Consider the following 2,402-nt stretch of genomic DNA (forward strand, 5'->3'; position numbering starts at 1 on the left):
GGGCCGGTCTCGCCCAGCGCGCCGCCGCCGAGGGCGACGGGGGCGTCGGGCTGGTGCTCGGCGCCGGGAACATCACCTCGATCCCCGTCCTCGACGTGCTGTACGAGCTGCTCGCACACAACCGGACCGTGCTGCTCAAGGTCAACCCCACCCAGGACGCGCTCGTGCCCGTGTTCGAGCGGGCCCTCGCCCCGCTCGTCGCGCCCGGCTTCCTCCGCATCGTCCGCGGCGGCGCGGACGTCGGGACCTACCTCACGGCCCACGCCGGCTTCGCGCACGTCCACATCACCGGGTCCGCGCCGACCTTCGACGCGATCGTGTGGGGACCCTCGTCCGGTCAGGGCGCCGCCGCGACCAAGCGCCGCCGCACGCAGGACAAGCCGCGGCTCACGACGCCGATCACGGCCGAGCTGGGCGGGGTCTCCCCGATCATCGTCGTCCCCGGGTCCTGGAGCGCCGATGACCTTCGCTTCCACGCGGAGCACATCGCCACGATGCGCCTGCAGAACGCCGGGCACAACTGCATCGCCGGGCAGGTCGTGATCCTGTCCTCCGACTGGTCCCAGGCCGATCAGTTCCGCGCCGAGCTGCGCCGCGCCTACGCCAATGCCCCCGAGCGCCCGATCTGGTATCCCCGCTCGGAAGAGCGGATGCAGCAGGCCGCCGACGCGTATCCCGACGCGCTCGTGCTGGCCGACCGCGTGCTCGTCGAGCTCGGCCCGGAGGACGATGCGGCCGCGCTGGAGCAGACCGAGTACTTCGCCCCGGTCCTCGGCGTCGTCACGATCCCCGGCACCGGACAGGAGTTCCTGGACGCGGCGGTCGCCCACGCGAACGAACGGCTCCAGGGGACGCTCGGCGCGAACGTGCTCATCGACCCGGCCTCCGAGCAGGCGCTCGGGGCGGGCTTCGAACGCGCGATCGCCGATCTCCGCTACGGCGACATCGCGATCAACGCCTGGACGGCGTTCGCCTTCCTCACCCCCACCATGACCTGGGGCGCGTACCCGGGCGGCACGATCCAGGACGTCGGCAGCGGCATCGGGGTGGTGCACAACGCGCTGCTCCTCGCGGACGTGGAGCGCTCCGTCGTGCGCGGACCGTTCCGCCCGTTCCCGCGCTCGGCGTCCGTCGTGACGGACGGCGGACGGTTCAGCATCCTCCCGAAGCCCCCGTGGTTCGTGTCGTCCCGCACCGGCGCGGAGGTCAGCGAGGGACTCACCCGCTTCCGCGCCCGCGGCGGGGTGCTGGCGCTGCTGCGCACGCTCGTCCAGGCGATGCGCGCCTGAGCGCCCCGCTCGCCCGCTCGACGGGCGGGGCCGCGCTCACGCGTACGCCCCCGCGAACTCCGGGGCGGGCTCGATCGGCTGGATGACGTCGACGAGCACCCCGTCGGGCGCGATGACGATGAAGTGGCGCTGGCCGAAGGCCTCGTCCCGCAGCGGCAGCGCCACGTCGCATCCCCTCTCTCCCACGAGTCGCGCGTGCACGGCGTCCACATCGTCGACCTCGACGTTCACCAGCACGCCCTGCACGGCGGCGCGGAAGGAGGCCGGGATCGTCTCGTGCGCGCGGTCGAGGATCGCCAGCTCGAACACGGCGCCATCCCTCCCCGGCACACGCAGGCTCACGTACCAGTCGCTCTCGAAGGAGACCTCGAAGCCGAGCTCGTCGCGGTAGAACCGGGCGGCCACGGCGACGTCCGAGGACATGAGCACGGGGTACAGGCTGGTGACGGACACGTCTGCTCCTTTACGTACACTGAGTATGTATCACGCTCGAGTTTACATACACGCTGTACGTAAAGGAACCCCCATGCCCCGCGCCTCCGCCGACGACGCCGCACGCACGGCGCAGCAGATCCTGGACGCCGCCCGCGCGCTGTTCGCCGCGGACGGGTACGCCGCCGTCGCCGTGGAAGACGTCGCACGGCGGGTCAGAGCCACGCGCGGAGCCGTCTACCACCACTACGGGAACAAGGCCGGGCTGTTCGAGGCGGTCGCCGCTCGGCAGCAGGAGCTCGTGGCGGCGGCGGTGGTGGCGGCCGCCGACGCGGCCGGGGACGACCCCTCGGCGCAGCTCCGCGCCGGCAGCCACGCCTTCCTCGACGCGATCACCGACGACGCCGCGGTGCGCGTGCTTCTGATCGAAGCGCCGGCGGTGCTGGGGTGGCAGCGGTGGCGGCAGCTCGACGCGCAGCACTCGGGGGCCCATCTCGCGGAGGCGCTGGCCGCGGCGGGCGTGGAGCCCGCCCTCCGCGAGGCGATGACGGCGATGCTGTCCGGCGCGATGAACGAGGCGGCGCTGGGACTGGCCGCACGGCCCGGCGACGCCGCCGCGCGCACCGCCGCGCACACCGCCTTGGACCGGCTCCTGGACGCCGCGCTCGGGTGAGGACTAGA

The 2,402-nt window shown here is 73.2% G+C and carries 3 protein-coding genes; 2 read left to right on the plus strand and 1 reads right to left on the minus strand.

Features of this window, described 5'->3' with window-relative positions; translation table 11 throughout:
• Nucleotides 1-1,289, plus strand: a 1,289-nt coding sequence (locus tag MR1_RS18950; protein WP_067250809.1) for an aldehyde dehydrogenase family protein, incomplete at its 5' end; no start/stop codon positions are given.
• Between the two features lie 36 nt (nt 1,290-1,325).
• Here MR1_RS18950 and MR1_RS18955 read toward each other — a convergent pair.
• A complete protein-coding gene (locus tag MR1_RS18955; protein WP_067250813.1) occupies nt 1,326-1,742 on the minus strand; it encodes a VOC family protein in 417 nt (138 codons plus the stop codon).
• Between the two features lie 73 nt (nt 1,743-1,815).
• Here MR1_RS18955 and MR1_RS18960 point away from each other — a divergent pair, with 73 nt between their 5' ends.
• The gene (locus MR1_RS18960; protein WP_067250816.1) at nt 1,816-2,394 is read left to right on the plus strand and encodes a TetR/AcrR family transcriptional regulator; all 579 of its coding nucleotides are present in this window, start codon (nt 1,816-1,818) and stop codon (nt 2,392-2,394) included.
• Nucleotides 2,395-2,402: the final 8 nt, after the last annotated feature.

Source organism: Microbacterium resistens NBRC 103078 (assembly GCF_001552355.1).
Lineage (GTDB): Bacteria > Actinomycetota > Actinomycetes > Actinomycetales > Microbacteriaceae > Microbacterium > Microbacterium resistens.

What these genes read in the sequence shown, in the direction of transcription:
- MR1_RS18960 (WP_067250816.1), top strand. Translation starts at nt 1,816, where the DNA reads ATGCCCCGCGCCTCCGCCGACGACGCCGCACGCACGGCGCAGCAGATC.